Source organism: Zestomonas carbonaria, assembly GCF_904061905.1.
Classification (GTDB): domain Bacteria; phylum Pseudomonadota; class Gammaproteobacteria; order Pseudomonadales; family Pseudomonadaceae; genus Aquipseudomonas; species Aquipseudomonas carbonaria.
This window is the reverse complement of the sequence record NZ_CAJFCI010000039.1, coordinates 45,193-67,879: the sequence shown is the minus strand read 5'-3', so window position 1 is coordinate 67,879 and position 22,687 is coordinate 45,193. Positions and strand designations below refer to the sequence as shown.

The following is a 22,687-nucleotide window of genomic DNA, read 5'->3' as shown; positions in this document are numbered from 1 at the left end:
GAACACGGAAGGCAATCACGCCCGGTGGCGTGGCCGGGCTTCAAACCCGGTGGGGGACGGCAGCCGTTCCTGGGTGAGTTCGACTCTCACTGCCTTCCGCCAATCCCTGTAGGAGCCAGCTTGCTGGCGATGCCGTTGCGTTGCCAATGATCGCCAGCAAGCTGGCTCCTACAACCTCATCGTCTTACCGCACCGGAAAGTCGAAATAGCTGTCGGGATAAGGCTCGTTCTCCAGCGTGTAGTGCCACCACTCTTCCGCATAGGGCCTGAAGCCGTGCCGGATCATCAAGTTTCTCAGGCGTTCGCGGTTGCGGGCCTGTTGCGGGGTGATCAGCGGGGTGTCGTGGTGGGAGATGGGGCCGAAGAAGTCGAAGGGGCTGCCCATGTCCAGTTCCTGGCCTGTCCCGGCGTCGGCCAGGGTGAGGTCGACGGTGCTGCCGCGTGAGTGGCCGGAGCGTTCCGCGATGTAGCCGAGGCGGAACAAGTCCTGTTTCTCCAGGTCGGGGTAGAAGCGGTCTTTCATCCGGGTGTCGTGCGGGTCGGCGGCCCAGCGTTTGAAGTGTTCCACCGCGAGTTGCGGGCGGTAGCCGTCGAAGATCTTCAGGCGCAGGCTTTCTGTCTCCAGTTCCTGTTCGGCCGCCGCCAGGGCGCTCGCGGCTTCGCGGCTGAGCAGTACCCGGCCGGCTTCGTAGCCGTCGATGCGGGTGCCGACGAAGTTGTCGCCGTTGTAGTAGCGCACGTCGTAGGTAGCCGAGCGCAGCATCTGGTCGAGGTGGACGAAGCCGTCCGGGCGTTGCGTCGCACAGGCGGCCAGCAGGAGGAGCAGGGCGAGGAGGAGTGCGAAGGTCTGGGGCTTTTTCATCTTCATCCTGCCCTCCCGGTTCGCTTCTGTGAGTGAGGGAGCGATTCGGTGCACGCGGCGCACCCTACGAGAGCGCCTGCACTCCTTGGTTTTCCGGGTCGAAGCCGTCCAGGCGCATGCGTTCGGCGAAAGCGGCCAGCGCGGCCTCGCCGCTGAGGAGTTCGTGGCGTGCCGACGGCCAGTCGTCCGGTTGCAGGCGGACCATCCAGCCTTCGCCGTAGCAGTCCTGGTTGATCAGCGCCGGGCGGCGCACCACGGCTTCGTTGCTGGCCAGCAGCGTGCCGGATAGCGGGCTGCGCGCCGAGGCGGCGGCCTTGGCGAATTCGACCACGCCGAAGCCGCGGTCCTTGTCGATGTGCCAGCCGTCGCGCTTGGGGGTGAAGGCGAAGATCTGCCCGTAGATCGCGCAGCCGTAGGCACTCAGGCCGATCACCACGGTGTCGCCGTCTTCGCGCAGCCATAGGTTGTAGTCCGGCGCGTAGAGCAGGTGGTCGGGGAACTCCAGGCCGTGCAGTTTCATAGGCTCAGTACCCGGTCGTATTCGAGGATCATTTGCGCCAGTTCGCCGCCGCTGCTGATGTCGTCGAGTTCGTCGATCAGCGCCTGCTCGTCGATCTCCAGCCCCGGCGCGCGGCACATCAGCAGGCGTGCGCCGGCCAGCTTGGCTTGCCGGATGAAGTGCAGCAGCGGTTCTCCGCCCTCGGCGGCGCGCAGGTTTTCCGCCACTTCGCGGCGGGCCAGTTGGGCGCCTTCGCCGCTGAGGAACAGGGTCACCTCGGCGTCCATGCAGGCCAGCAGGGTGGCAGTGTGGAAGGGGGCGGCGCAGCGTGCCGGGGTGCTCGGCCCGCTGTTGACGAGGATCAGCACGCGTTGCGGTTCACTCAAGGTACTTCTCCAGTTGCACCAGGGCGACCCGGCCGCCCCGCGGATCGCGGCGCTCGACGATGGCCTGCGGCCGGTAGCCCAGCGCAGTGTAGAGCAGCAGCCCGGCGGCGTTGGCGTTGAAGCAGGAGATGCGCATCGACTGCGCCTTGAAGTGCTGGCGGGCGAGTTGTTCCATCACCCCGACCAGGTACTGCGCCACGCCGTGTCCGCGCGCCCAGGGCGCCACCATCATGTTACCGAGGGCGCAGCTTTCGCCGTGCTGCCACTGGTAGAAGTTGGCGAAGCCGGCGACCCGCCCGTCGAGCAGCGCCACCATGCTGTCGCGGCGTTCGGCCATGACGGCGGCGAGCTGGCCGACGGTCAGCGGCCAGGCCGCCTTGGGGTAGGCGAAGAACAGTTCGTCCGGGTCTTGCACGAAGGTGACGACTTCGCCGAGGTCGGCGGCGTTGGCTGGACGATGGCTGAGGTACTGCGACGGCATGGCGATGGCTTCCTGAAGAGACGCTTCAGTGTGGCGGATACTGTGATAGCACTTTGCTTACTGTTTCACGGATCGCCGTTTCGCGCTCCTGCGGGCTCGGCGGGGCGCTGCGCATGACCTGTTCGCCGCTGCCGCGCCAGACCAGCTTGCCGTCCTTGCTGTCGTAGAGGTCGATCTGCAGGGTGGCGATCTTGTAGGTAACGTTGCGGGTCTCGGTGACCATCGGGCCGCCCCAGTAGCCGCCCCTTCCCCAATAGCCGCCCCAGTAGTTGCCGTAGCTGGTGCTGACCAGGTCCTGCTGCTGTTCGACGATCAGCGCGGCCTGCACTTGCAGGTCGCCCTGGCTGCCGGCCGGCGCGGGACGCAGGCCGCGTTGTTCGAGTTGCTGGTCGGTGGCTTCGCGGATGCGCTGTTCGGTGAGGTCGCTCTTGATGCGCGGATCGTTCGGGGTGTAGAGCAGGATGGGTTGTTTCCAGCTCCAGCTACGGTAGCTGGCGAAGTCCCTGCTGCGGTCGTAGTCGCGGCTCAGTTCGATGCTTTCGCAGGCCGTCAGGAGGAGCAGGGCAGGCAGTAAAAGGAAACGTAGTGACATGGTGGAATCTCCGGTGCTAGAGCTTTTAGCGAAGCCCAAGCGGCAGCCGCCGGCAAGTTCCGGCGGCGCCGTGGCTCAGTTGGGCGGGAACTGGTCGAGCGCGTTTCGGGTCGCCTGGCGCAACGCTTCCCTGCCGTCGGCATAGGCTTCGCCGCTGCCGCTCCACACCGGCTGGCCGCTGCCGGCGTCGAACAGGTCGATGCGCAGCACCAGTACCTCGCGCTGGTAGGTGCGCACGATGGGAACCCGGCCGTACAGGCCATAGTGGTCGCGCCAGTAGGGGTAGTGGCCATACCCGTACGAGACGCCGACGTCGTCGTAGGCCTGGTACATGCGCTGTTCGATGCGCACGTTGGCACGGGCTTGCAGGTCGGCGGGCTTGCCTGGCTGGGCTTGGCGCAGGCCGCGTTGTTCGAAGCCGCTGCCGAGGATCTGCTGCATCTGCTCGGCGCTCAGCGAGCCGGTCGCGTTCGGCGGCGCCAGCCAGCTCCAGGTGCGGTAGCGGGCGAAGTCCAGCGGTGCAGCGGGGTAGGCGCTGAGGTCGATGGCATCGGCCGCGTGCGCGGGCGCCGGGGGCATCGGCGCGGAGTCGGCACTGTAGGGGTTGGGGCTCTGGCAGGCCAGAAGCCCCAAGCAGAGCGGCAAGAGGACGAGCGAACGTTTCATGACGACCCTCCTACAGCGGTCGGCAGACCCAGTGCAGGTAGCGACCGAGACCGGCGAAGGCCGGGTGGCGACGATAGGCCAGTTCCATTTCCAGCAGGTCGACGAGTTCGGCCTTGGCCTGGAACTCGACGGGCATGTAGTCGTGGAACACGCGGACACCGCTACTGCTTTCGACCTCCCAGTGCCCATCGAGTTGCGTCGCCAGCTCGCGCGGATCGAGCGGCCGCTGCGGGGTCAGGCTCTGTTTCTCGCCGGCGAACTGCTGTTTGCGCAGCTTGCGGAAGTGGCCCTTGAGCAGGTTGCGGTAGACCAGGGCGTCCTTGTTGTAGAAGGCCAGCGACAGCCGGCCTTCGGGCGCGGTGAGCTGGTGCAGCACCGGCAGGATGGCGTGCGGATCGGCCAGCCATTCCAGCACCGCATGGCAGAGCACCAGGTCGTAGGGTTCGGTGAGCTGGCCGAGCAGGTCCTGCCAGGGCGCCTGGATGAACGTGGCGGCCTGGCCGGCGGCGGCGAAGCGTTCTCGGGCGCCTTCGATCATCGGCTCGGCCGGTTCGGCGAGGGTCACCTGGTGGCCGCGCTGGGCCAGCCACAGCGCCATGTGGCCGAGCCCGGCGCCGACGTCCAGCACGCGCAGCGGCCGGTCCGGCAGCGCTTCGGAGAGGTCGGCCTGCAACACGGCGAGGCGGATCGCGCCCTTGGCGCCGCCGTAGATCTTCTCGGCGAAGCGTGTCGCCAGTTCGTCGAAATGGCGGTCGGTCATGTCGCGAACCGCCGTTCGTTGTCGGCCAGCTTGGCGCGCACCGCCTGTTCCATGTCGATGCCCAGCTCGGCGCACATCAGCAGCAGGTAGAGGACGATATCGCCGACTTCCTGGCCGGCGTGCTCGAGCTGTTCGGCGGACAGCCGGCGCGATTCGTCCTCGCCCAGCCACTGGAAGATTTCCACCAGTTCGGCCATTTCCACGCTGGCGGCCATGGCCAGGTTCTTCGGGCTGTGGAAGCGGCGCCAGTCGTTGCGGTCGCGGATCGCGTGCAGGCGTTGGGTCAGTTCGTCGAGGTTCATGCGGCTCTCCTTCAGCCGCATAGCTTCGGCCTGTCGCGTTCGGCAGGCAAGCGTTGGCGGGTTTTGGGTTCCCCGCGAACACGGGGATCCAGTCCGTAGGATGGGTGACAACCCATCACATCGAGGACGATGGGTTGTCACCCATCTGACAGCGGCCGCCAGCTTCCGCTCATGTGCAGCAGGTTTTCCGCGCCTTCGAGCTGGAACTGCCCGCTTTCGCCCGGCGCGCTGGCGAGCAGGCCGACGTGGCTGGGAAGCAGCACCGGCTTCTGGAAGCGCACTTCGACTTCGTAGCCGGCCTGCGGCAGGCGCCCGGCGAGGGCGCCCAGGGCGCGGCCCTTGCTCCACAGGCCGTGGGCGATGGCGCGCGGGAAACCGAACAGGCGGGCGGAGAGGGCGCTGAGGTGGATCGGGTTGTAGTCGCCGGAGACCCGCGCGTAGCGCCGGCCGATGTCCGCCGGTGCCGACCAGTCGGCCAGCGGCGCCAGCTCCAGCGGCGCGGGCGTCTCGGGTTCGGCCGGCGTGCCGTCCAGGCGCACGGCGCGGCAGAGCAGGCGGCTGTCGCCTTCCCAGAGCGGGCCAAGCTGGTCCTCCAGGCTGGTGATCAGGCTGAACACCGCACCCTTCGCGTGCGGTTGCAGGTCCGCCAGGCGCACGCCGACCTGGAACGGCCCCAGCCCGCCGAGCGGGCGCAGCACGCGGACGCGGTTCTCCAGGTGGACCAGGCCGAGCAGCGGGAAGGGGAAGCGCTTGTCGGTGAGCAGGCGCATTTGCAGCGGGAAGGCCAGCAGGTGCGGATAGGCCGGCGGCAGGCAGCCGTCGTCGCTGGCCGCGCAGAGTTGCCGGTAGCGCGCGAGGTGGCCGGGATCGACCGTGAGCTGGCTGCGCAGGCCGAGGTCCGGCAGGCTCCTGCCGGTCACCTTGCGGCGCAGCGCGGCCTTCAGGAACAGGCCGGGCAGGGCGGGAGGGGCGGGCAGGTCTTGCCAGTCGATGGCCATGCGGATATCTCCTCGATGCGAATGGCAGCAGCTTAGCCGGCTGGCCCGCGTGTGCATTGGCAGTCTGGCGGCCGCCGCTGGCGACCCGGTCAATCGGTTGAGTCGCGGGCTCAAAACTGCCTAAGATGACGCCGCCTCACGAACAACAAGAACCTCACCGACGATGATGCGTGATCTGACCGACGATGTGGCGCTGATGCGCCCGGTGATCGACGCCTTGCGCGCGAGCGGCACCGACCCGGACCGGGTTCTGGGACGTGTCGGCCTGGCGCCGGGCGGCCTGCCGGCCGGGCGTTTCCCCCATGCCGCCCAGACCCAGTTCTGGAAGGCGGCTGCCGAGGAGTGCGGCGAAGAGCATGTCGGCCTGCACCTGGCCGGTCATCTGCCGGCCTTCCACGGCCTGTTGCTGGAATACCTGTTCCTCTCCAGCGAAACCTTCGGCGCCGGCCTCCAGCACTCGCTGCGCTACGTGCGCCTGCTGTCCGACACCCTCAGCGCGCGCCTGGAGGTGAACGGCGAGGAGGCGGTGCTTTCCCTCGGCATGCAGCTCGGCAGCAGCCGGCATTTCCCGGAGATGCTGGCCGGCGCGGTGATCCGCCTGTTCGGTGCGCTCACCGACCAGGAATTCAGGCCGCGCCTGGTGCAGCTCATGCACACCGAGGGCGCACCGCCGGAGCGCTACCGGGCGGTCTACGGCTGCCCCGCCGAGCTGGGCGCCGATCGCTATGCCCTGTCGTTCGATGCCGCCGTGCTAGCCAAGCCTTCGCGCCACGCGGCGCCGGAGCTGCTGCGTATCCACGAGTCGCTGGCCCGTCGCCAGTTGGCCGAGGTGGAGCGCCTGGACCTGGTGCGCCAGGTCCGCGAACTGATCGCCGAACTGCTGGTGAACGGTGGCGCGACCCTGGAGCAGGTCGCCAGCCGCCTCGACATGCCGCCGCGCCGCCTGCGCGAGCGGCTGGCGATGGCCGGGGTGCGTTTCAACGACCTGATCACCGATTACCGCTGCCGGCTGGCCAAGGAACTGTTGCTGAAGACCGACGAGCGTATCGAGGTGATCGTCGAGCGCACCGGTTTCTCCGAGCCGAGCACGTTCTACAGGGCCTTCAAGCGCTGGGTCGGCGAGACGCCGGTGGAGTTCCGGCGGCGTGGCAAGGCCGAGGCGTCGAGAACCGTCGACTCGGACTGTTCCTTGTAGGAAGGACTTCCTGTTCTTTTTCTGGGGCCCAGGGGGGCTGGGTCCCCGCGTTCGCGGGGATCCAATAAACCACCCCACCTCAATACGCATAGCGCTGGAACGCCTCGGGCAGCGCCCACAGCGAGAAACCGCCGAGCAGCGCCAGGCAGGCCGGCAGCACCAGCCACCAGATGCGCGGCGCCAGGGCCGCCAGCGGCGTGCGCCACTGCGCGATGCTCAGGCTGGCGGCGCACATGCCGGCGGCCAGCAGGGAGCCGGCGATGATGTCGGTGGGCCAGTGCACGCCGAGGTAGACCCGCGACAGGGCGATCGCCAGCGCCGGCAGGCAGGCCAGCAGCAGCCAGGTCAGCCGCCAGCGCACCGGCTGCTCGCGGCTGGCGAGAATCCCCAGCACCAGGAAGAAGGCAAAGGCCGCCGAGCTGTGGCCGCTGGGCAGGCTGAAGCTGTCCAGCGGTTGCAGCAGCACGTCCGGGCGGCTGCGGGCGAACAGCGCCTTGAGCAGGCCGTTGGCCAGCGCGGTGCCGAGCAGCGCGCCGATGGCGAACAGGGCGGCGCGCCATTGCCGGGTGAACAGCAGCAGGCCGCAGAGCAGGGCGCCGGCCACCACCTGGGTGCTCATGTCGCCGAGGCGGGTGAGCAGCACCATGTAGTGGTCGAGGATGGGGTTGCGCTGTTCCTGGACCAGCGTCAGCAGGCCCTGGTCCAGCTCCTGCAAGTACGGCCAGCCGACCAGCAGGGCGATTAGCGCCAGCAGGCAGAGCCCGGCGCTCATCGGTGTTACCCAGCGGTGTTCGCTCATGCTGGCGTGGGCGATCAGGCCGACGACCAGGGCCAGGCCGCCGACCACCAGCGCCGCGTCGCTCCAGAAGCCGGGCGGCAGCGGCAGGCGCATGGCCGCGCCGGTGGTCCAGCCGGGCAGCAGGTAGGCCACCGACCAGCCGGCGGCGGCGATCAGGCTGACCCCGATGAAGCGCCCGAGCGGCATGTCGAGCATGCCGGCGACCATCGGCAGCATCGGCCGCAGCGGGCCGATGAAACGCCCGACCAGCAGGCTGATCACCCCGTAGCGGTGGAAATACAGTTCGGCGCCGGACAGCCATTCCGGGTGCTGGCGCAGGCCCGGCAGCCGGCGGATGTTCTGGTGGAAGCGCCGGCCCAGGGCGTAGGAGATCGCATCGCCGAGCAGGCCGCCGAGGTAGGCGAGCAGCAGTGTCTCCCACAGTTCCAGGGCGCCGCTGCCGGCGAGTACGCCGATGGCGAACAGTAGCACGGTGCCGGGCACGATGATGCCGGCGATCGCCAGGCACTCGATGCAGGCCACCAGGAACAGCACCAGGCCCAGCCACTGCGGCTGCGCGGCGAGCCAGCCGGTCAGGCCGTCGAGCCATTCGCTCATCGATCAGCTTCCTTTCGAGTCGTTCAGCAGATGGTAGTCGCGACCTTCGATCTGGCCACGGCGCAGCGGGTTGCGGGTGCAGTGACGGGCATAGGCGGCGTCGACGAAGCGGTACAGCAGGTGCTCGTCGCGGCCATGGGGGATACCCAGGCGGGTGGTCTGGATCACCTGCGCGGGGCGTTCGCCGACGTCCTCGACGAACAGCCGCTCCGGGTCGAAACGTTGTGCGTCCCAGTCCGGCACCTTCAGGCCGAGGCTGCGGCACAGCAGGGTCTGCCCGGCGCACAGCTTCTCGGGCGGGCGCGGGTTGCCGCGCGCATCGGGGTTGAGGCGCTGCATCAGCGCGAGGCTGTCGGCATCGGAATGCGCGTCGACGAAGGGATGCCCGGACTTGATCAGCACCGCGTTGCCGGGGCCGTGGGCGCTGAAGTTCAGCGAGTCGCCGCCGCGCGCGTAGTACATATAGATGTGGCCGCCGTCCGCGAACAGCGCGCGGCGCTTCTCGGTGTAGCCGAGCGAGGCGTGGCTGCCCTTGTCCTCCAGGTAATAGGCCTCGGTCTCGATGATCCGCGCTGCCAGCCACAGGCCCTCGATACGGTGGCGGATCACCTTGCCGAGCAGCGCGCGGGCGACGGTCTGCGCATCGCGGTCGAAGAAGCCGTCGGGCAGGGCGCGGCCATTGGGCCAGGACGGGGAGGCGGTGGTGGACAAACCAAGGTTGGGATCGGCGAGCATGGGCTGTCAGGGGGATTCGGTAGGGCTTAGGCTGGGTGCGATGATAACAACAAGAGCTGTGACCATGTCTCCACGTGCCCGTACCGACAGCGTCCACATCAGCCCCAGCGCGCACTACACCGGCTATGTCTGGTATCGCCACGAACTCTCCGAACCGGCCTTCGCCACAGGCTTCGGGCGCTTTGCCCACACCCTGCTGACGCCGCTGACCTGGGGCGTGCGCGAGCTGTCCGGGCTGGATCTGGAAAACATCCTGTTACAGCGTCACCTGCTGCTCGATGCGCGGCTGGGCGAGGCCATCGAGCAGGGCGGCGTGCGCCAGGTGGTGGAGATCGCCTGCGGCCTGTCGCCGCGCGGCCGGCGTTTCTGCCAGCGCTACCCGCGGTTGCGCTACCTGGAGGCCGACCTGCCGGCGATGGCCGCGCGCAAGCGCCTGTTGCTGCACGGCGAGGGCTGGCTGGACAGCCGCCACCGGGTGCGCGACGTGGATATCCTCGCCGAGCAGGGCGAACTGAGCCTGGCATCGTTGTTCGCGGAGCTGGATCGCAGCGAGCCGGTACTGGTGATCACCGAGGGGCTGGTCAACTACTTCCCGCTGGCCGCGCTGGAGGGCTTCTGGACGCGCCTGGCCGCGCAACTGGCGGGTTTTCCACAGGGCATCTACCTCACCGAGCTCTATCCCGACCTGCGCGAACATCCGCGCTACCGCCAGTTGCGCTGGGGGATCGACGTGGTCGGCCGGCTGACCCGTGGCGGCTACTGGCTGCACTACCGCGACGAGCTCGAGATCGTCGCGGCCTTTCGTAAATGCGGTTTCGCCCAGGTCGAGGTGCACGATCCCGACCGCATCGATATCGAACTGCCCAGGCTGAACATGCCCAGCATGTTGCGGGTGATCGAGGCGCGGGCTGCGTAGATATGGCTTTGCTGGTCGGTGGTGGCGTAGAGGGAAAGCGCGTTCCCTCACCCCAGCCCTCTCCCAAGGGGAGAGGGGGCCGTTCGGTGTCGGAATCATGCACCGTGCTTACCGACAACTCGGGCTGACTCCCTCTCCCTTCGGGAGAGGGCTGGGGTGAGGGGCGGACCCAATCCCCATGGCAGGGAGCGATGGGTTTCACCCATCCTACGCGCTACGCACAGGCCGCGGCCGGTAGCTCCGTGGCGCCGACCAGTTCGGCCAGCGCCGCGCTGGCCTGGGCGTCGATGTGCGTGAACACGCAGGCCAGGCCGCTGGCATCCTGGCGTAGCGGCAGCAGGGGCTGCGGCGGCAGGTCGTCGGGGACCAGCAGCCAGTTGCGCGACGGCAGGCCCACAGGCAGTTCGCCATTCAGCAGGCAGCCGAAGAAGCCCAGTTCGGCAATCTCAACCGGCCACTCGCCACCCTCGATATGACGCAGGCGGGCGCGGCGGTTGCGGGGCGGGTGGCGCGGTTCCTGGCGGCGTTCCAGGTGGGCCAGTTGGCTGCGCGCCAGGCGCGTGCTGCCCGGGCTGGCGAGCGGCGGCTCGGCGCCGCGCAGGAACGGCAGGTACTGCGCGGCACAGGCGGCGCGGCGTTCGAACTGGGCGAGGTGGTCGGCGCCATGGATCAGCACGCAATCGGCCGAGGCGCAGGCGGCGGCGAACTGCGCGTGCTCCCAGGGCTGGGTGAAGTGGTCGTGTTCGCCGGCCAGCACCAGGGTCGGGCAATCCGGATGCCGGGCGAAGCCGGAGAAGGCCAGCAGGCGCCGGCTGTTCTGCCGGTAGCGTTCGATCTCGTCCGCGCCGAGGCGCTGCAACTGGCGCAGCAGGGCCTTGCGGAACACCGGGGATACGCCGGTCTCGTCCAGGCGCAGCGGGTTGATCAGGCCGGTCAGCGCGCCCTGGGCGAACTCGCCCAGCCGGCCTTCGTCCAGCAGCACCAGGCTTTCCTCCAGCAGGCGCCGCGCGCCGGGACGACCGAAGGCGGTGATCCCGGCCAGCAGCAGGCGCGCGCAGTGGCGGGGGTGGCGGGAGGCGAACAGCGCGGCCAGCGCCGAGCCGTAGGACAGGCCGATGGGTAGCAGCGGCGGCAGGCCCAGTTCCTCGGCGAAGGCGGCGATCAGGTCGGCGAGGTCTTCCAGGCACAGCTCCGGCGCCAGTTGCAGGTTGCAGCCCTGGCTGGGCAGGTCGAGGAGGATCACCGGGTGGTCGGCGAGCAGTTCCTGCACTTCGCCGGCGAACGAACGAAAGCACTGGAACGCGCCGCCGAGCAGCAATACCGGCGAGCGGCGGTCGTCGGCGCGGCTGGAGAACGCCAGGTAACGCAGTTGCCAGGGGCCGAGGTCGAGCGTGGCGGGGTCGTCCACCAGCAGGCTGGCGCAGTAGTCGGTACGGTAACGCATGGCGGTGCTCCGGCTGTTGTTCTTGTCGTTCGGCAAACTGCGCCGGCGGTGGGGCTGTATGGAAGGTAAACAGCGGGCCGGTTTTTGTTTACCCAACCTTCGGGCGGCACGGCCGGCCGGGTGTCACCGTCTCGCCGGGGCGGGGGCCGGGCGGGCGCCTCGACCGTTACCGGCGTGCGGCCTGGAACGCGCCGTCTACCATCCGCCCGACGCTGCTGGGCGCGGGGCGGCGGGGTCGCTATAATCAGCAACTTTTCCCAACTGCCAGACCACCGAGACCATGACCGAGTCCGTGCTCGACTACATGACCCGCCTGGGCCGCGCCGCGCGCGAGGCCTCGCGGGTGCTCGCGCGTGCCAGCACCGCGCAGAAGAACCGCGCCCTGCACGCCGCCGCCGATGCCCTCGACGCCGCCCGCGTCGAGCTGACCGCCGCCAACGAGAAAGACCTGGCCGCAGGTCGCGAAAGCGGTCTGGAGCCGGCGCTGCTGGATCGCCTGGCGCTGACTCCCGCGCGCATCGACGGGATGATCGAGGGCCTGCGCCAGGTCGCCACGCTGTCCGACCCGGTCGGCGCCATTCGCGACATGAGCTATCGGCCGTCGGGTATCCAGGTCGGCAAGATGCGCGTGCCGCTGGGGGTGATAGGCATCATCTACGAGTCGCGCCCGAACGTGACCATCGATGCCGCCAGCCTGTGCCTGAAGTCCGGCAACGCCACCATCCTGCGTGGCGGCTCCGAGGCCATCCACTCCAACCGCGCCATCGCCGCCTGCATCCAGAAAGGGCTGGCGACAGCCGATCTGCCCGCGGCCGCCGTGCAGGTGGTGGAAACCACCGACCGCGCCGCCGTCGGCGCGCTGATCGCGATGCCGGAGTTCGTCGACGTGATCGTCCCGCGCGGAGGCAAGGGGCTGATCGAGCGCATAAGCCGCGATGCGCGGGTGCCGGTGATCAAGCATCTGGACGGCATCTGCCACGTTTACGTCGACGCCCATGCCGACCTGGCCAAGGCCCTGGATATTGCGTTCAACGCCAAGACCTACCGCTACGGCATCTGCGGGGCGATGGAGACCCTGCTGGTGGACGTGGCCGTCGCCGAGCGGTTCCTGCCCGGCATGGCGGCGCGGTTCCGTGACAAGGGCGTGGAGCTGCGCGGTTGCGAACGTACCCGGGCGGTCATCGAGGCGTTGCCGGCGACGGAGGAGGACTGGAGCACCGAGTACCTGGCGGCGATCCTGTCGATCCGCGTGGTCGATGATCTGGAGCAGGCCATAGAGCACATCAACCGCTACGGCTCGCACCACACCGACGCCATCGTGACCGAGCACCAGGGCAATGCCCGGCGTTTCCTCGCCGAGGTGGACTCCGCCTCGGTGATGCTCAACACGCCGACCTGCTTCGCCGACGGATTCGAGTATGGCCTGGGGGCCGAGATCGGTATCTCTACCGACAAGCTGCACGCTCGCGGCCCGGTCGGCCTGGAAGGCCTGACCTGCGAGAAGTACGTGGTGATCGGCGACGGTCAGTTGCGCGGCCAGAATGCCTAAACGCAACGGCGCCCGACGCATCGGCATCCTCGGCGGTACTTTCGATCCCGTGCATATCGGCCACCTGCGTGGCGCACTGGAAGTCGCCGAGCAGTTCCGCCTCGACGAGCTGCGCCTGGTCCCCAGCGCGCGGCCGCCGCACCGCGAGGCGCCGCAGGTCTCGGCGGAGCAGCGCCTGGCGATGGTCGAGCTGGCGGTGGCCGGGGTGGAGCCGCTGCGGGTGGACGATCGCGAGCTCAAGCGCGAGAAGCCGTCCTACACCATCGACACGCTGGAGTCGCTGCGTGGCGAGCTGGAGGTCGACGACCAGCTTTTCCTGCTGCTCGGCTGGGACGCCTTTTGCGGCCTGCCGACCTGGCACCGTTGGGAGGAACTCCTGCTGCATTGCCACATGCTGGTGCTGCAGCGGCCGGATGCCGACAGCGAGGCGCCGGAGGCCCTGCGCAACCTGCTTGCCGCGCGCAGTGTCAACGATCCGCAGGCCATCGAGGGAGCGGCCGGGCAGATCGGTTTCGTCTGGCAGACGCCGCTGGCGGTGTCCGCCACACAGATTCGCCAGTTGTTGGCAGAGGGGCGCTCGGTGCGCTACCTGGTGCCGGACAGCGTCCTCACCTATATCCATGCGCACGGCCTGTACCGCGCGCCGAACTGAATCAGAGGTAGACATGCAGAACGAAGAACTGGCCAAGGTCGCCATCGCGGCCCTGGAAGACCTGAAAGGCCAGGACATCACCACCATCGATGTCCGCGAGAAAACCAGCGTCACCGATTTCATGGTGATCGCCAGCGGCACCTCCAGCCGCCACGTCAAGGCGCTCGCCGAGAACGTGCTGGAGAAGGTCAAGGAGCAGGGCGTGCGTCCGCTCGGCAGCGAAGGGCTGGACGGCGGCGAATGGGCGCTGCTCGACCTGGGCGACGTGGTGGTCCACGTGATGCAGGTCGCCACCCGCCAGTTCTACGACCTCGAGCGCCTCTGGCAAGGCGCCGAGCAGAGCCGCGCCCATCACCAGGAGTAAGCCTTGCGCCTGCGACTGATCGCCGTCGGCTCGCGCATGCCGCGCTGGGTCGAGGAGGGCTGGCAGGAGTACGTCAAGCGCCTGCCCGCCGAGCTGCCCCTGGACCTGGTGGAGATTCCGCTGAACACCCGTGGCAAGAATGCCGACGTGGCGCGGCTGATCCGCCAGGAGGGCGAGGCCATGCTGGCCAAGGTGCAGCCCGGCGAGAAGGTGGTGACCCTGGAAGTGACAGGCAAGCCGTGGAGCACCGAGCAACTGGCCAAGGAGCTGGAGCGCTGGCGCCTGGATGCGCGCACCGTCAACCTGATGGTCGGTGGTCCGGAAGGGTTGGCGCCGGAGGTCTGCGCGCGCAGCGAGCAGCGCTGGTCGCTGTCGCCGCTGACCCTGCCGCATCCGCTGGTGCGCATTCTGGTGGGCGAACAGATCTATCGCGCCTGGACCGTGTTGTCCGGGCACCCTTATCACAAGTAGTCCAGTAGTCCTCGATGCCGCAGCCGATTCGCCTCAAAGATCACGAGAAAGACGCCCGCCTGGTGCGTTCGCGGGTGATCGTCGGCGCGATCGGCATCCTGCTGTTGACCGGCGTGCTGGTAGCCCGCCAGTACTACCTGCAGGTGATCCAGTACGACTACCACTCGACCCTGGCGGAAAACAACCGCATCCACGTGCAGCCGATCCCGCCGACCCGTGGCTTGATCTTCGACCGCAACGGGGTGGTGATCGCCGACAACCGGCCGAGCTTCAGCCTGACCGTGACCCGCGAGCGCGCCGACGACTGGCAGCAGACGCTGGACGTGATCGTCGAGGTGCTGCAACTCACCCAGGAAGACCGCGCGCTGTTCGAGAAGCGTATGCGCCAGGGACGCCGGCCGTTCGAGCCGGTGCCGATCCTGTTCGAGCTGTCCGAGGAGCAGATCGCCCGCATCGCGGTCAACCAGTTCCGCCTGCCCGGCGTCGAGGTGGTGGCCCGCCTGGTGCGCCACTATCCGCTGAAGGAGCATTTCGCCCACTCGGTCGGCTATGTCGGGCGGATCAACGAGCAGGAGCTGAAGAAGCTCGACCCGGTCAACTACAGCGGCACCCACCACATCGGCAAGACCGGTGTGGAACGCTTCTACGAGGACCAGTTGCACGGCAAGGTCGGCTACGAGGAAGTGGAGACCAACGCTCGTGGCCGTGTGCTGCGCGTGCTCAAGCGCACCGACCCGATTCCCGGCGACGACCTGGTGCTGAGCCTCGACGTGAATCTGCAAGAGGCCGCCGAGCAGGCCCTGGGCGGGCGACGCGGCGCGGTGGTGGCGATCGACCCGAACACCGGCGAAGTGCTGGCGATGGTCAGCCAGCCGAGCTTCAACCCCAACCTGTTCGTCACCGGCATCAGCTTCAAGGACTATGGCGAGTTGCGCGACTCCATCGACCGGCCGCTGTTCAACCGCGTGCTGCGCGGCCTCTATCCGCCGGGCTCGACGATCAAGCCGATGGTCGCGGTCGCCGGCCTGGACGCGGGCGTGGTGACGCCGGTCAGCCGGGTGTTCGACCCGGGCTTCTACCAACTGCCCAACTATGACCACAAGTACCGCAACTGGAACCGCAACGGTGACGGCTGGGTCAGCCTGGAGCTGGCCATCGCCCGCTCCAACGACACCTACTTCTACGATCTCGCCCACAAGATGGGCATCGACCGGCTGCACAGCTACATGAGCCGTTTCGGCTTCGGCCAGCGGGTGTCGCTGGACATGTTCGAGGAATCCGCCGGGCTGATGCCGTCGCGCGACTGGAAGCGCGCCCGCTACCGCCAGGCCTGGTACCCGGGCGAGACGCTGATCCTCGGCATCGGCCAGGGCTACATGCAGTCCACCCCGCTGCAACTGGCGCAGGCCACCGCGCTGGTGGCCAATCGCGGCAAGTGGATTCGCCCGCACCTGGCCAAGACCATCGGCGGCCAGCCGCCGGTCGACCCTGACCCGCTGCCGGACATCGAACTGCGCGACGAGCGTTTCTGGGATTACGCGCGGGTCGGCATGGAGCAGGTGGTCCACGGCGCCCGCGGCACCGCGCGCAAGGTCGGCGATGCGTCGGTCTACCGCATCGCCGGCAAGAGCGGCACGGCGCAGGTGGTGGCCATCAAGCAGGGCGAGAAGTACGACCGCAACAAGATCCAGGAGCGCCACCGCGACCACGCCCTGTTCGTCGGCTTCGCCCCGGCGGAGAACCCACGGATCGCCGTGTCGGTGATGGTGGAGAACGGCGAGTCCGGCTCCGGGGTGGCGGCGCCGGTGGTCAAGCAGGTGATGGATGCCTGGTTGCTCGACGAGGAAGGCCAGTTGAAGGCCGAATTCCGCCCGCAGCAACCGCTCAGCGACAACACGAGCGTCAGCCGATGAACAGCAACTTCGACCGTACCCTGTCCAACGAGGACGTGCTGCGCCGGCGCTCCAGCCTGCTCCAGCGCCTGCACATCGACGGCGTCCTGCTGCTGTTGTTGCTGATGCTCGCCGCCGGCAGCCTGTTCGTGCTCTATTCGGCCAGCGGCAAGAACTGGGACCTGCTGATCAAGCAGGCCACCTCCTTCGCCATCGGGCTGGTCGGCATGATCGTCATCGCCCAGTTCGAGCCGCGCTTCCTGGCGCGCTGGGTGCCGCTCGGTTATGTGGTCGGCGTCGGCCTGCTGGTGGTGGTCGACGTGATGGGCCACAACGCCATGGGCGCCACGCGCTGGATCAACATCCCCGGGGTGATCCGCTTCCAGCCCGCCGAATTCATGAAGATCATCATGCCGGCGACCATCGCCTGGTACCTGGCCAAGCGCAGCCTGCCGCCCAAGCTCAAGCACGTGGTGGTGAGCCTGGCGCTGGTCTTCGTGCCCTTCGCGCTGATCATCCGCCAGCCGGACCTCGGCACCTCGCTGCTGATCCTCGCCTCCGGGGTGTTCGTGCTGTTCATCGCCGGCCTGCAATGGCGCTGGATCCTCAGCGCGGCGGCGGCGGTGGTGCCGATCGCCGTCGGCATGTGGTTCTTCATCATGCACGACTACCAGAAGCAGCGCGTGCTGACCTTCCTCGACCCGGAAAGCGACCCGCTGGGCACCGGCTGGAACATCATCCAGTCCAAGGCGGCGATCGGCTCCGGCGGGGTGTTCGGCAAGGGCTGGCTGCTCGGCACCCAGTCGCACCTGGATTTTTTGCCGGAAAGTCATACGGACTTTATCATTGCCGTGCTTGGCGAGGAGTTCGGCCTGGTCGGCATCTGTCTGCTGCTGCTGATGTACCTGCTGCTGATCGGCCGTGGACTGGTGATCACCGTGCAGGCGCAGACATTGTTCGGCAAACTGCTGGCCGGTGCGTTGACGATGACCTTCTTCGTCTATGTATTCGTGAACATCGGCATGGTCAGTGGCCTGTTGCCGGTGGTGGGGGTGCCCCTTCCCTTTATCAGCTATGGCGGAACTCACCTGGTTACGCTGCTGTCAGGGTTTGGGCTGTTGATGGCGATCCACACACACCGTAAGTGGATCGCGCAGGTTTGATGGGGAATCTAATGCGAGTAGTGCGTCGCTGGGCGGCTCGAAGTGCATGTTGGGTCAGCCTCGCTGGCCTCATCGGTCTGGCCCCTCAGGCCTGGGCGGCCGACTATGAGGGGTCGCCGCAAGTCGCCGAATTCGTCGCGGAGATGACCCGCGACTACGGTTTCGCCGGCGAGCAACTGATCTCCCTGTTCAATGAGGTCGAACGCAAGCAGAGCATCCTCGATGCCATCTCGCGGCCGGCAGAGAAGGTCAAGCCCTGGAAGGACTACCGGCCGATCTTCATCACCGACAGGCGCATCGCCGGCGGCGTCGAGTTCTGGCGCAAGCACGAGGCCGCCCTGGCCCGCGCCGAGCGGGAATACGGCGTGCCGGCACAGATGATCGTCGCGATCATCGGCGTGGAGACCTTCTACGGCGGCAACACCGGCAGCTTCCGGGTGATGGATGCGCTGTCCACCCTGGGCTTCGACTACCCGCCGCGCGCCGATTTCTTCCGCAAGGAACTCAAGCAGTTCCTGCTCCTGGCCCGCGAGCAACAGGTCGACCCGCTCTCGCTGAAAGGCTCCTACGCCGGCGCCATGGGCCTGCCGCAGTTCATGCCGAGCAGTTTCCGCGCCTACGCGGTGGACTTCGACGGCGATGGCCACATCAACATCTGGAGCGACCCGGAAGATGCCATCGGCAGCGTCGCCAGCTACTTCAAGCGCCACGGCTGGGTGCCCGGCGAGCAGGTGGTCAGCGCGGCCAAGGTCAGCGGCGCGCAGGCCGACGAGGGCCTGAGCCCGGGGCTCGACGCCTCGACCACGGTCGGCCAGTTGCGCGCCCTCGGCTGGACCAGCCAGGAAGCCCTGCGCGACGACATCCCGGTTACCGCCATCCGTCTGGAAGGCGAGCAGGGAATGGAGTACTGGATGGGCCTGCCGAACTTTTACGTGATCACTCGCTATAATCGCAGCGCCATGTACGCCATGGCAGTCTATCAACTGTCCGAGGCACTGGTGAAAGCACGGAGCGCCAACTGATGCGAGTACAGCCGACGAGACTGTTGACCTCTGCCGCCCTGGCCCTGCTGGTGGCCAGTTGCTCGACCAGCAAGCCACCGGCTCCGCAACAGCCTTCCGGCACCATCTCCGGGCCGAGCGACTATGCCCGCCCGCACAAGGACGGCGCTCCCTGGTGGGACGTCGACGTGTCGCGGATTCCCGACGCCGTGCCGATGCCCCACTACGGCGCCTACAAGGCCAATCCCTACACCGTGTTCGGGCAGACCTACTACCCGATCAGCGACGCCCGCAGCTACAAGGCCGTCGGCACCGCTTCCTGGTACGGCACCAAGTTCCACGGCCAGCCCACCGCCAACGGCGAGAAGTACGACCTCTACGGCATGAGCGCGGCGCACAAGACCCTGCCGCTGCCCAGCTACGTGCGGGTCACCAACCTGGACAACGGCAAGAGCGTGGTCTTGCGGGTCAACGACCGCGGGCCGTTCTATTCCGACCGCATCATCGACCTGTCCTTCGCCGCGGCGAAGAAGCTCGACTACGCCGAGAGCGGCACCGCGCGGGTCAAGGTCGAGGGCATCGACCCCCACCAGTGGTGGGCCCAGCAGGGCCGCCCGGTACCCATGGTGCTGGCCCAGCCGCAGATGGCCCAGGCCAAGCCGCAGCCGGCGGCGCAGGTCGCCAGCGCCCCGCTCGAGCAGTACACCCCGCCCCCGCAGCAGCACGCCGCGGCCGTGGTGCCGGTGCAGATCGACGCAAAAAAAAACGCTTCAGTCGGAGCCTCTGGCCTGTATCTCCAAGTGGCAGCCTTCGCCAATCCGGACGCTGCCGAGCTACTCAAGGCCAAGCTGAGCGAGACGGTGAGTGCCCCCGTGTTTATCAGCTCGGTGGTGCGCAACCAGCAGATTCTCCATCGGGTACGCCTGGGGCCCATCGGCACTCAGGGTGAAGCCCAGCAACTTCAGGACAGTGTGCGACTGGCCAATCTCGGCCAGCCGACCTTGGTCAGGCCGGAGTGATGGCCTGGCGCATTTCGCCCACCAGGGCGCGCTTCTTCATTTGAGAAATCTTCAGAGAGACGGATGAACATCACCACCTTTGCCAAACGCCTGCTGCTGCCAGCCCTGTTGCTTCTCACCCCCGTGGTAGGGGCCGCCGAACAGGTAGTCCCGGCGCCGCCGCAACTGGCGGCCAAGTCCTATCTGCTGATGGATGCCGCCAGCGGCAACGTGCTGGTTGAGAGCAATGGCGACGAGCGCCTGCCGCCGGCCAGCCTGACCAAGCTGATGACCGCCTACCTGGCCACCCTGGAGATCAACCGCGGGCAGATCAAGGAAAGCGACCTGGTCACCGTCAGCGAGAATGCCTGGCGCACCGGCGGTTCGCGGATGTTCATCCAGGTCGGCACCCAGGTCAGCGTCGACGACCTGCTGCACGGCATCATCATCCAGTCCGGCAACGACGCCAGCGTCGCCATCGCCGAGCACATCGCCGGCAGCGAAGACGCCTTCGCCGACATGATGAACGCCACCGCCGCCCGGCTCGGCATGAAGAACAGCCACTTCATGAACGCCACCGGCCTGCCGCACCCGGAGCACTACTCCTCGGCCCACGACATGGCCCTGCTGGCCCGCGCGATCATCTACGAGGACCCGGCCCACTACTCGATCTACGCGCAGAAGGAATTCCTCTGGAACAACATCAAGCAGCCCAACCGCAACCTGCTGCTGTGGCGCGACAAGACCGTCGACGGCCTGAAGACAGGCCACACCGAGGAAGCCGGCTACTGCCTGGTGGCCTCCGCCGTGCGTGACGACATGCGCCTGATCGCCGTGGTGTTCGGCACCAACAGCGAGCAGACCCGCGCCGCCGAAACCCAGAAGCTGCTGACCTATGGCTTCCGCTTCTTCGAAACCCGCACCTTCTACCAGAAGGGCGCCGAGCTGGCCAAGGCCCAGGTCTGGAAGGGCGTCGACCGCCAGGTCAAGGCCGGCCTGGCCGAGGACCTGACCCTGAGCATGGCCAAGGGGCAACTGAAGAACCTGCAGGCCAGCATGAGCCTCGAGCCGCAACTGATCGCGCCGATCAAGCAAGGCGACGTGATCGGCAAGGTCGAGGTCAAGCTGGGCGACCAGGTGGTCAAGAGCGCCGACCTGGTAGCCCTGGAAGCGGTCGACGAAGGTGGCCTGTTCCGTCGTCTGTGGGATAGCATCCGTCTGTTCTTCTACAGTCTGTTCAACTGATTCGCCCGCTGCCCGCCGCTCTCCACGAGAGACTGGCGGGTTCAGGCATTGGCGCCGCCCGTGACGCGGCGCCAGCCTGGCAAGGCGCCCTGTGGACCACGAGTTCGCCGCCATGACCGACACCGATACCCCGAATGTGAAAATCGAGTTCCCCTGCGAGAACTACCCGATCAAGGTGATCGGTGACGCTGGCGAGGGCTTCGTCGAGCTGGTCGTCGACATCCTCGAGCGCCACGCGCCGGGACTCGACCGAGGCACCCTGGTGCTGCGCGACAGCCGCAACGGTCGTTTCCAGACAGTGCAACTGCTGATCACCGCCACCAGCCTCGAACAGCTCCAGGCCCTGCACATCGAGTTGCGCGCCACCGGGCGCGTGCACATGGTGCTGTGATGGCGGCTCCGAGCGTCCTCGGCTTTCGCGAGCTGGGCGTGCTGCCTTACGAACCGACCTGGCACGCCATGCAGCGTTTCACCGCCGAGCGTGGCGCGGAGACCGGCGACGAGGTCTGGCTGCTCCAGCACCCGCCGGTGTTCACCCTGGGCCAGGCCGGCAAGGACGAGCACCTGCTGTTTCCCGGCGACATCCCGGTGGTCAAGGTAGACCGTGGCGGGCAGGTGACCTACCACGGGCCGGGCCAGTTGGTCGGCTACCTGATGCTCGATGTGCGTCGCTCCGGCGTGGGCGTGCGCGAGCTGGTCCAGCGCATCGAGCGCAGCCTGGTCGGCCTGCTCGCCGAATACGACGTGCAGGCCGAGCTGCGCGACGGCGCGCCGGGGGTCTACGTCGATGGGGCGAAGATCGCCTCGCTCGGCCTGCGCATCCGTAACGGCCGTTCGTTCCATGGCCTGGCGCTGAACGTCGACATGGACCTGGAGCCGTTCCAACGTATCAACCCCTGCGGTTATGCCGGCATGGCCATGACCCAGTTGCGCGACCTGGTGGGGCCGCTTGAATTCGCCGAAGTATGTGCCCGGCTGCGCGCGCAGCTCGTCCATCACCTTGGCTACGCTGAACAGACGACCCTGAAGGGCGGAATCGAATCGCTATGAGCACAGTAGAAGTGGCGGGCAAGAAGAGCCCGGCGAAAGTGGAGGCCGGCGTCAAGCTGCGTGGCGCCGAGAAGGTGGCGCGCATCCCGGTGAAGATCATCCCCACCGAGGAACTGCCGAAGAAGCCGGACTGGATTCGCGTGCGCATCCCGGTTTCCCCGGAAGTCGACCGCATCAAGCAACTGCTGCGCAAGCACAAGCTGCACAGCGTCTGCGAGGAAGCCTCCTGCCCGAACCTCGGCGAATGCTTCAGCGGCGGCACGGCGACCTTCATGATCATGGGCGACATCTGCACCCGTCGCTGCCCGTTCTGCGACGTCGGCCACGGCCGGCCGAAGCCGCTGGACGTGGACGAGCCGAAGAACCTGGCGATCGCCATCGCCGACCTGCGCCTCAAGTACGTGGTGATCACCTCGGTGGACCGCGACGACCTGCGCGACGGCGGCGCCCAGCACTTCGCCGACTGCCTGCGCGAGATCCGCAAGCTGTCGCCCGGCATCCAGTTGGAAACCCTGGTTCCCGACTATCGCGGGCGCATGGACGTGGCCCTGGAAATCACCGCCCAGGAGCCGCCGGATGTGTTCAACCACAACCTGGAAACCGTGCCGCGCCTGTACAAGGCTTCGCGGCCGGGCTCGGACTTCGAGTGGTCGCTGGACCTGTTGCAGAAGTTCAAGCAGATGGTCCCGCACGTGCCGACCAAGTCGGGCCTGATGCTCGGCCTGGGCGAGACCGACGAGGAAGTGATCGAAGTGATGCAGCGCATGCGCGAGCACGACATCGACATGCTGACCCTCGGCCAGTACCTGCAACCGTCGCGCAGCCACCTGCCGGTGCAGCGCTTCGTGCACCCGGATACCTTCGCCTGGTTCGCCGAGGAAGGCGCCAAGATGGGCTTCAAGAACGTGGCCTCGGGGCCGCTGGTGCGCTCCTCCTACCACGCCGACCAGCAGGCCCACGGGCAGAAGATCGGTTGAGGGCGGAAAGCCGATAAGAGCGCTGGAGGCTGGACGAAAAAGCGCTCCGGGGCTGTGGTGGTCTTCTTGTAGGAGTGCGCCATGCGCGCGATC

Annotated in this window: 26 protein-coding genes and 1 tRNA gene; 15 read left to right on the top strand and 12 right to left on the bottom strand. The window is 67.6% G+C overall.

Annotation, left to right across the window (positions count from 1 at the left end):
* Positions 1–6 precede the first annotated feature (6 nt).
* Positions 7–102, top strand: a tRNA-Sec gene (locus PSEWESI4_RS09665).
* A gap of 82 nt (positions 103–184) precedes the next feature.
* Here the strand turns inward: PSEWESI4_RS09665 and PSEWESI4_RS09660 are convergent.
* From PSEWESI4_RS09660 to PSEWESI4_RS09620, 9 genes are all read right to left on the bottom strand, one after another.
* Positions 185–862, bottom strand: a complete 678-nt coding sequence (locus tag PSEWESI4_RS09660; protein WP_187670991.1) for a M15 family metallopeptidase — start codon at positions 860–862, stop codon at positions 185–187.
* A gap of 64 nt (positions 863–926) precedes the next feature.
* A complete protein-coding gene (locus tag PSEWESI4_RS09655) occupies positions 927–1,382 on the bottom strand; it encodes a glycine cleavage system protein H (RefSeq protein ID WP_187670990.1) in 456 nt (151 codons plus the stop codon).
* Entirely contained in the window at positions 1,379–1,747 is a 369-nt protein-coding gene (locus PSEWESI4_RS09650) for a DsrE family protein (RefSeq protein ID WP_187670989.1), read from the bottom strand. Before PSEWESI4_RS09650 ends, PSEWESI4_RS09655 begins: the two co-directional genes overlap by 4 nt.
* Complete coding sequence (locus PSEWESI4_RS09645; RefSeq protein ID WP_187670988.1) at positions 1,740–2,228, bottom strand: GNAT family N-acetyltransferase; 489 nt, start codon at positions 2,226–2,228, stop codon at positions 1,740–1,742. The genes PSEWESI4_RS09650 and PSEWESI4_RS09645 overlap by 8 nt, the downstream gene beginning before the upstream one ends.
* Before the next feature lie 25 nt (positions 2,229–2,253).
* Positions 2,254–2,820, bottom strand: a complete 567-nt coding sequence (locus PSEWESI4_RS09640) for a DUF4136 domain-containing protein (protein WP_187670987.1) — start codon at positions 2,818–2,820, stop codon at positions 2,254–2,256.
* A 75-nt stretch (positions 2,821–2,895) separates the two neighbouring features.
* Positions 2,896–3,486 carry a DUF4136 domain-containing protein gene (locus PSEWESI4_RS09635; protein WP_187670986.1) on the bottom strand — a complete coding sequence of 197 codons (591 nt, stop codon included), beginning with the start codon at positions 3,484–3,486 and terminating at the stop codon, positions 2,896–2,898.
* Between the two features lie 10 nt (positions 3,487–3,496).
* Entirely contained in the window at positions 3,497–4,246 is a 750-nt protein-coding gene (locus PSEWESI4_RS09630; protein WP_187670985.1) for a methyltransferase domain-containing protein, read from the bottom strand.
* Entirely contained in the window at positions 4,243–4,548 is a 306-nt protein-coding gene (locus tag PSEWESI4_RS09625; RefSeq protein WP_187670984.1) for a nucleotide pyrophosphohydrolase, read from the bottom strand. The genes PSEWESI4_RS09630 and PSEWESI4_RS09625 overlap by 4 nt, the downstream gene beginning before the upstream one ends.
* A gap of 137 nt (positions 4,549–4,685) precedes the next feature.
* Positions 4,686–5,546, bottom strand: a complete 861-nt coding sequence (locus PSEWESI4_RS09620) for a MaoC family dehydratase (RefSeq protein ID WP_187670983.1) — start codon at positions 5,544–5,546, stop codon at positions 4,686–4,688.
* 166 nt (positions 5,547–5,712) lie between these two features.
* On the opposite strand from PSEWESI4_RS09620, the gene PSEWESI4_RS09615 reads away from it, so the two are divergent.
* Complete coding sequence (locus tag PSEWESI4_RS09615) at positions 5,713–6,741, top strand: AraC family transcriptional regulator (RefSeq protein WP_187671087.1); 1,029 nt, start codon at positions 5,713–5,715, stop codon at positions 6,739–6,741.
* A gap of 79 nt (positions 6,742–6,820) precedes the next feature.
* On the opposite strand, the gene PSEWESI4_RS09610 is transcribed toward PSEWESI4_RS09615, so the two are convergent.
* Together PSEWESI4_RS09610 and PSEWESI4_RS09605 are read right to left on the bottom strand one after the other, a co-directional pair.
* Positions 6,821–8,137 (bottom strand): bifunctional DedA family/phosphatase PAP2 family protein, encoded by a 1,317-nt coding sequence (locus PSEWESI4_RS09610; protein WP_187670982.1) that lies wholly within the window; start codon positions 8,135–8,137, stop codon positions 6,821–6,823.
* Between the two features lie 3 nt (positions 8,138–8,140).
* Positions 8,141–8,872: a DNA-3-methyladenine glycosylase gene (locus tag PSEWESI4_RS09605; protein ID WP_187670981.1), complete on the bottom strand. Its 732-nt coding sequence runs from the start codon at positions 8,870–8,872 to the stop codon at positions 8,141–8,143.
* Positions 8,873–8,936: 64 nt separating this feature from the next.
* Between PSEWESI4_RS09605 and PSEWESI4_RS09600 the strand changes: the two genes are divergently transcribed.
* Positions 8,937–9,788, top strand: coding sequence for a class I SAM-dependent methyltransferase (locus tag PSEWESI4_RS09600; protein ID WP_187670980.1), 852 nt, complete (start codon positions 8,937–8,939; stop codon positions 9,786–9,788).
* Between the two features lie 214 nt (positions 9,789–10,002).
* Here the strand turns inward: PSEWESI4_RS09600 and PSEWESI4_RS09595 are convergent, their stop codons facing one another.
* A complete protein-coding gene (locus PSEWESI4_RS09595) occupies positions 10,003–11,232 on the bottom strand; it encodes an alpha/beta fold hydrolase (protein ID WP_187670979.1) in 1,230 nt (409 codons plus the stop codon).
* A 280-nt stretch (positions 11,233–11,512) separates the two neighbouring features.
* On the opposite strand from PSEWESI4_RS09595, the gene PSEWESI4_RS09590 reads away from it, so the two are divergent.
* The 12 genes from PSEWESI4_RS09590 (at position 11,513) to lipA (ending at position 22,594) form a co-directional block, all read left to right on the top strand.
* Complete coding sequence (locus PSEWESI4_RS09590) at positions 11,513–12,781, top strand: glutamate-5-semialdehyde dehydrogenase (RefSeq protein ID WP_187670978.1); 1,269 nt, start codon at positions 11,513–11,515, stop codon at positions 12,779–12,781.
* A complete protein-coding gene (gene nadD / locus PSEWESI4_RS09585; protein WP_187670977.1) occupies positions 12,774–13,433 on the top strand; it encodes a nicotinate-nucleotide adenylyltransferase in 660 nt (219 codons plus the stop codon). The genes PSEWESI4_RS09590 and nadD overlap by 8 nt, the downstream gene beginning before the upstream one ends.
* Positions 13,434–13,446: 13 nt before the next feature.
* Positions 13,447–13,797, top strand: a complete 351-nt coding sequence (rsfS, locus tag PSEWESI4_RS09580) for a ribosome silencing factor (RefSeq protein WP_187670976.1) — start codon at positions 13,447–13,449, stop codon at positions 13,795–13,797.
* A 3-nt stretch (positions 13,798–13,800) separates the two neighbouring features.
* Positions 13,801–14,268: a 23S rRNA (pseudouridine(1915)-N(3))-methyltransferase RlmH gene (rlmH, locus tag PSEWESI4_RS09575; protein ID WP_187670975.1), complete on the top strand. Its 468-nt coding sequence runs from the start codon at positions 13,801–13,803 to the stop codon at positions 14,266–14,268.
* 14 nt (positions 14,269–14,282) lie between these two features.
* The gene (mrdA, locus tag PSEWESI4_RS09570; protein ID WP_187670974.1) at positions 14,283–16,181 is read left to right on the top strand and encodes a penicillin-binding protein 2; all 1,899 of its coding nucleotides are present in this window, start codon (positions 14,283–14,285) and stop codon (positions 16,179–16,181) included.
* A complete protein-coding gene (gene rodA / locus PSEWESI4_RS09565; protein ID WP_456243211.1) occupies positions 16,178–17,323 on the top strand; it encodes a rod shape-determining protein RodA in 1,146 nt (381 codons plus the stop codon). Before mrdA ends, rodA begins: the two co-directional genes overlap by 4 nt.
* An 11-nt stretch (positions 17,324–17,334) precedes the next feature.
* Positions 17,335–18,345 carry a lytic murein transglycosylase B gene (gene mltB / locus PSEWESI4_RS09560; RefSeq protein ID WP_187670973.1) on the top strand — a complete coding sequence of 337 codons (1,011 nt, stop codon included), beginning with the start codon at positions 17,335–17,337 and terminating at the stop codon, positions 18,343–18,345.
* Positions 18,345–19,343, top strand: a complete 999-nt coding sequence (locus PSEWESI4_RS09555; RefSeq protein ID WP_187670972.1) for a septal ring lytic transglycosylase RlpA family protein — start codon at positions 18,345–18,347, stop codon at positions 19,341–19,343. The genes mltB and PSEWESI4_RS09555 overlap by 1 nt, the downstream gene beginning before the upstream one ends.
* A gap of 63 nt (positions 19,344–19,406) precedes the next feature.
* Complete coding sequence (locus PSEWESI4_RS09550) at positions 19,407–20,567, top strand: D-alanyl-D-alanine carboxypeptidase family protein (RefSeq protein WP_187670971.1); 1,161 nt, start codon at positions 19,407–19,409, stop codon at positions 20,565–20,567.
* A gap of 112 nt (positions 20,568–20,679) precedes the next feature.
* On the top strand, positions 20,680–20,958 hold the full coding sequence (locus PSEWESI4_RS09545) for a DUF493 domain-containing protein (protein WP_187670970.1): 279 nt from the start codon (positions 20,680–20,682) through the stop codon (positions 20,956–20,958).
* On the top strand, positions 20,958–21,617 hold the full coding sequence (gene lipB, locus PSEWESI4_RS09540) for a lipoyl(octanoyl) transferase LipB (protein WP_187670969.1): 660 nt from the start codon (positions 20,958–20,960) through the stop codon (positions 21,615–21,617). Before PSEWESI4_RS09545 ends, lipB begins: the two co-directional genes overlap by 1 nt.
* Entirely contained in the window at positions 21,614–22,594 is a 981-nt protein-coding gene (gene lipA, locus PSEWESI4_RS09535; RefSeq protein WP_187670968.1) for a lipoyl synthase, read from the top strand. The genes lipB and lipA overlap by 4 nt, the downstream gene beginning before the upstream one ends.
* Positions 22,595–22,687: the final 93 nt, after the last annotated feature.

Excerpts from the sequence above, each read along its gene's own strand:
- PSEWESI4_RS09660 (WP_187670991.1), bottom strand. The coding sequence starts at position 862 with ATGAAAAAGCCCCAGACCTTCGCACTCCTCCTCGCCCTGCTCCTCCTG.
- PSEWESI4_RS09655 (WP_187670990.1), bottom strand. The coding sequence starts at position 1,382 with ATGAAACTGCACGGCCTGGAGTTCCCCGACCACCTGCTCTACGCGCCG.
- PSEWESI4_RS09645 (WP_187670988.1), bottom strand. The coding sequence starts at position 2,228 with ATGCCGTCGCAGTACCTCAGCCATCGTCCAGCCAACGCCGCCGACCTC.
- PSEWESI4_RS09640 (WP_187670987.1), bottom strand. The coding sequence starts at position 2,820 with ATGTCACTACGTTTCCTTTTACTGCCTGCCCTGCTCCTCCTGACGGCC.
- PSEWESI4_RS09635 (WP_187670986.1), bottom strand. The coding sequence starts at position 3,486 with ATGAAACGTTCGCTCGTCCTCTTGCCGCTCTGCTTGGGGCTTCTGGCC.
- PSEWESI4_RS09630 (WP_187670985.1), bottom strand. The coding sequence starts at position 4,246 with ATGACCGACCGCCATTTCGACGAACTGGCGACACGCTTCGCCGAGAAG.
- PSEWESI4_RS09625 (WP_187670984.1), bottom strand. The coding sequence starts at position 4,548 with ATGAACCTCGACGAACTGACCCAACGCCTGCACGCGATCCGCGACCGC.
- PSEWESI4_RS09620 (WP_187670983.1), bottom strand. The coding sequence starts at position 5,546 with ATGGCCATCGACTGGCAAGACCTGCCCGCCCCTCCCGCCCTGCCCGGC.
- PSEWESI4_RS09615 (WP_187671087.1), top strand. The coding sequence starts at position 5,713 with ATGCGTGATCTGACCGACGATGTGGCGCTGATGCGCCCGGTGATCGAC.
- PSEWESI4_RS09610 (WP_187670982.1), bottom strand. The coding sequence starts at position 8,137 with ATGAGCGAATGGCTCGACGGCCTGACCGGCTGGCTCGCCGCGCAGCCG.
- PSEWESI4_RS09605 (WP_187670981.1), bottom strand. The coding sequence starts at position 8,872 with ATGCTCGCCGATCCCAACCTTGGTTTGTCCACCACCGCCTCCCCGTCC.
- PSEWESI4_RS09600 (WP_187670980.1), top strand. The coding sequence starts at position 8,937 with ATGTCTCCACGTGCCCGTACCGACAGCGTCCACATCAGCCCCAGCGCG.
- PSEWESI4_RS09595 (WP_187670979.1), bottom strand. The coding sequence starts at position 11,232 with ATGCGTTACCGTACCGACTACTGCGCCAGCCTGCTGGTGGACGACCCC.
- PSEWESI4_RS09590 (WP_187670978.1), top strand. The coding sequence starts at position 11,513 with ATGACCGAGTCCGTGCTCGACTACATGACCCGCCTGGGCCGCGCCGCG.
- nadD (WP_187670977.1), top strand. The coding sequence starts at position 12,774 with ATGCCTAAACGCAACGGCGCCCGACGCATCGGCATCCTCGGCGGTACT.
- rsfS (WP_187670976.1), top strand. The coding sequence starts at position 13,447 with ATGCAGAACGAAGAACTGGCCAAGGTCGCCATCGCGGCCCTGGAAGAC.
- mrdA (WP_187670974.1), top strand. The coding sequence starts at position 14,283 with ATGCCGCAGCCGATTCGCCTCAAAGATCACGAGAAAGACGCCCGCCTG.
- rodA (WP_456243211.1), top strand. The coding sequence starts at position 16,178 with ATGAACAGCAACTTCGACCGTACCCTGTCCAACGAGGACGTGCTGCGC.
- mltB (WP_187670973.1), top strand. The coding sequence starts at position 17,335 with ATGCGAGTAGTGCGTCGCTGGGCGGCTCGAAGTGCATGTTGGGTCAGC.
- PSEWESI4_RS09555 (WP_187670972.1), top strand. The coding sequence starts at position 18,345 with ATGCGAGTACAGCCGACGAGACTGTTGACCTCTGCCGCCCTGGCCCTG.
- PSEWESI4_RS09550 (WP_187670971.1), top strand. The coding sequence starts at position 19,407 with ATGAACATCACCACCTTTGCCAAACGCCTGCTGCTGCCAGCCCTGTTG.
- PSEWESI4_RS09545 (WP_187670970.1), top strand. The coding sequence starts at position 20,680 with ATGACCGACACCGATACCCCGAATGTGAAAATCGAGTTCCCCTGCGAG.
- lipB (WP_187670969.1), top strand. The coding sequence starts at position 20,958 with ATGGCGGCTCCGAGCGTCCTCGGCTTTCGCGAGCTGGGCGTGCTGCCT.
- lipA (WP_187670968.1), top strand. The coding sequence starts at position 21,614 with ATGAGCACAGTAGAAGTGGCGGGCAAGAAGAGCCCGGCGAAAGTGGAG.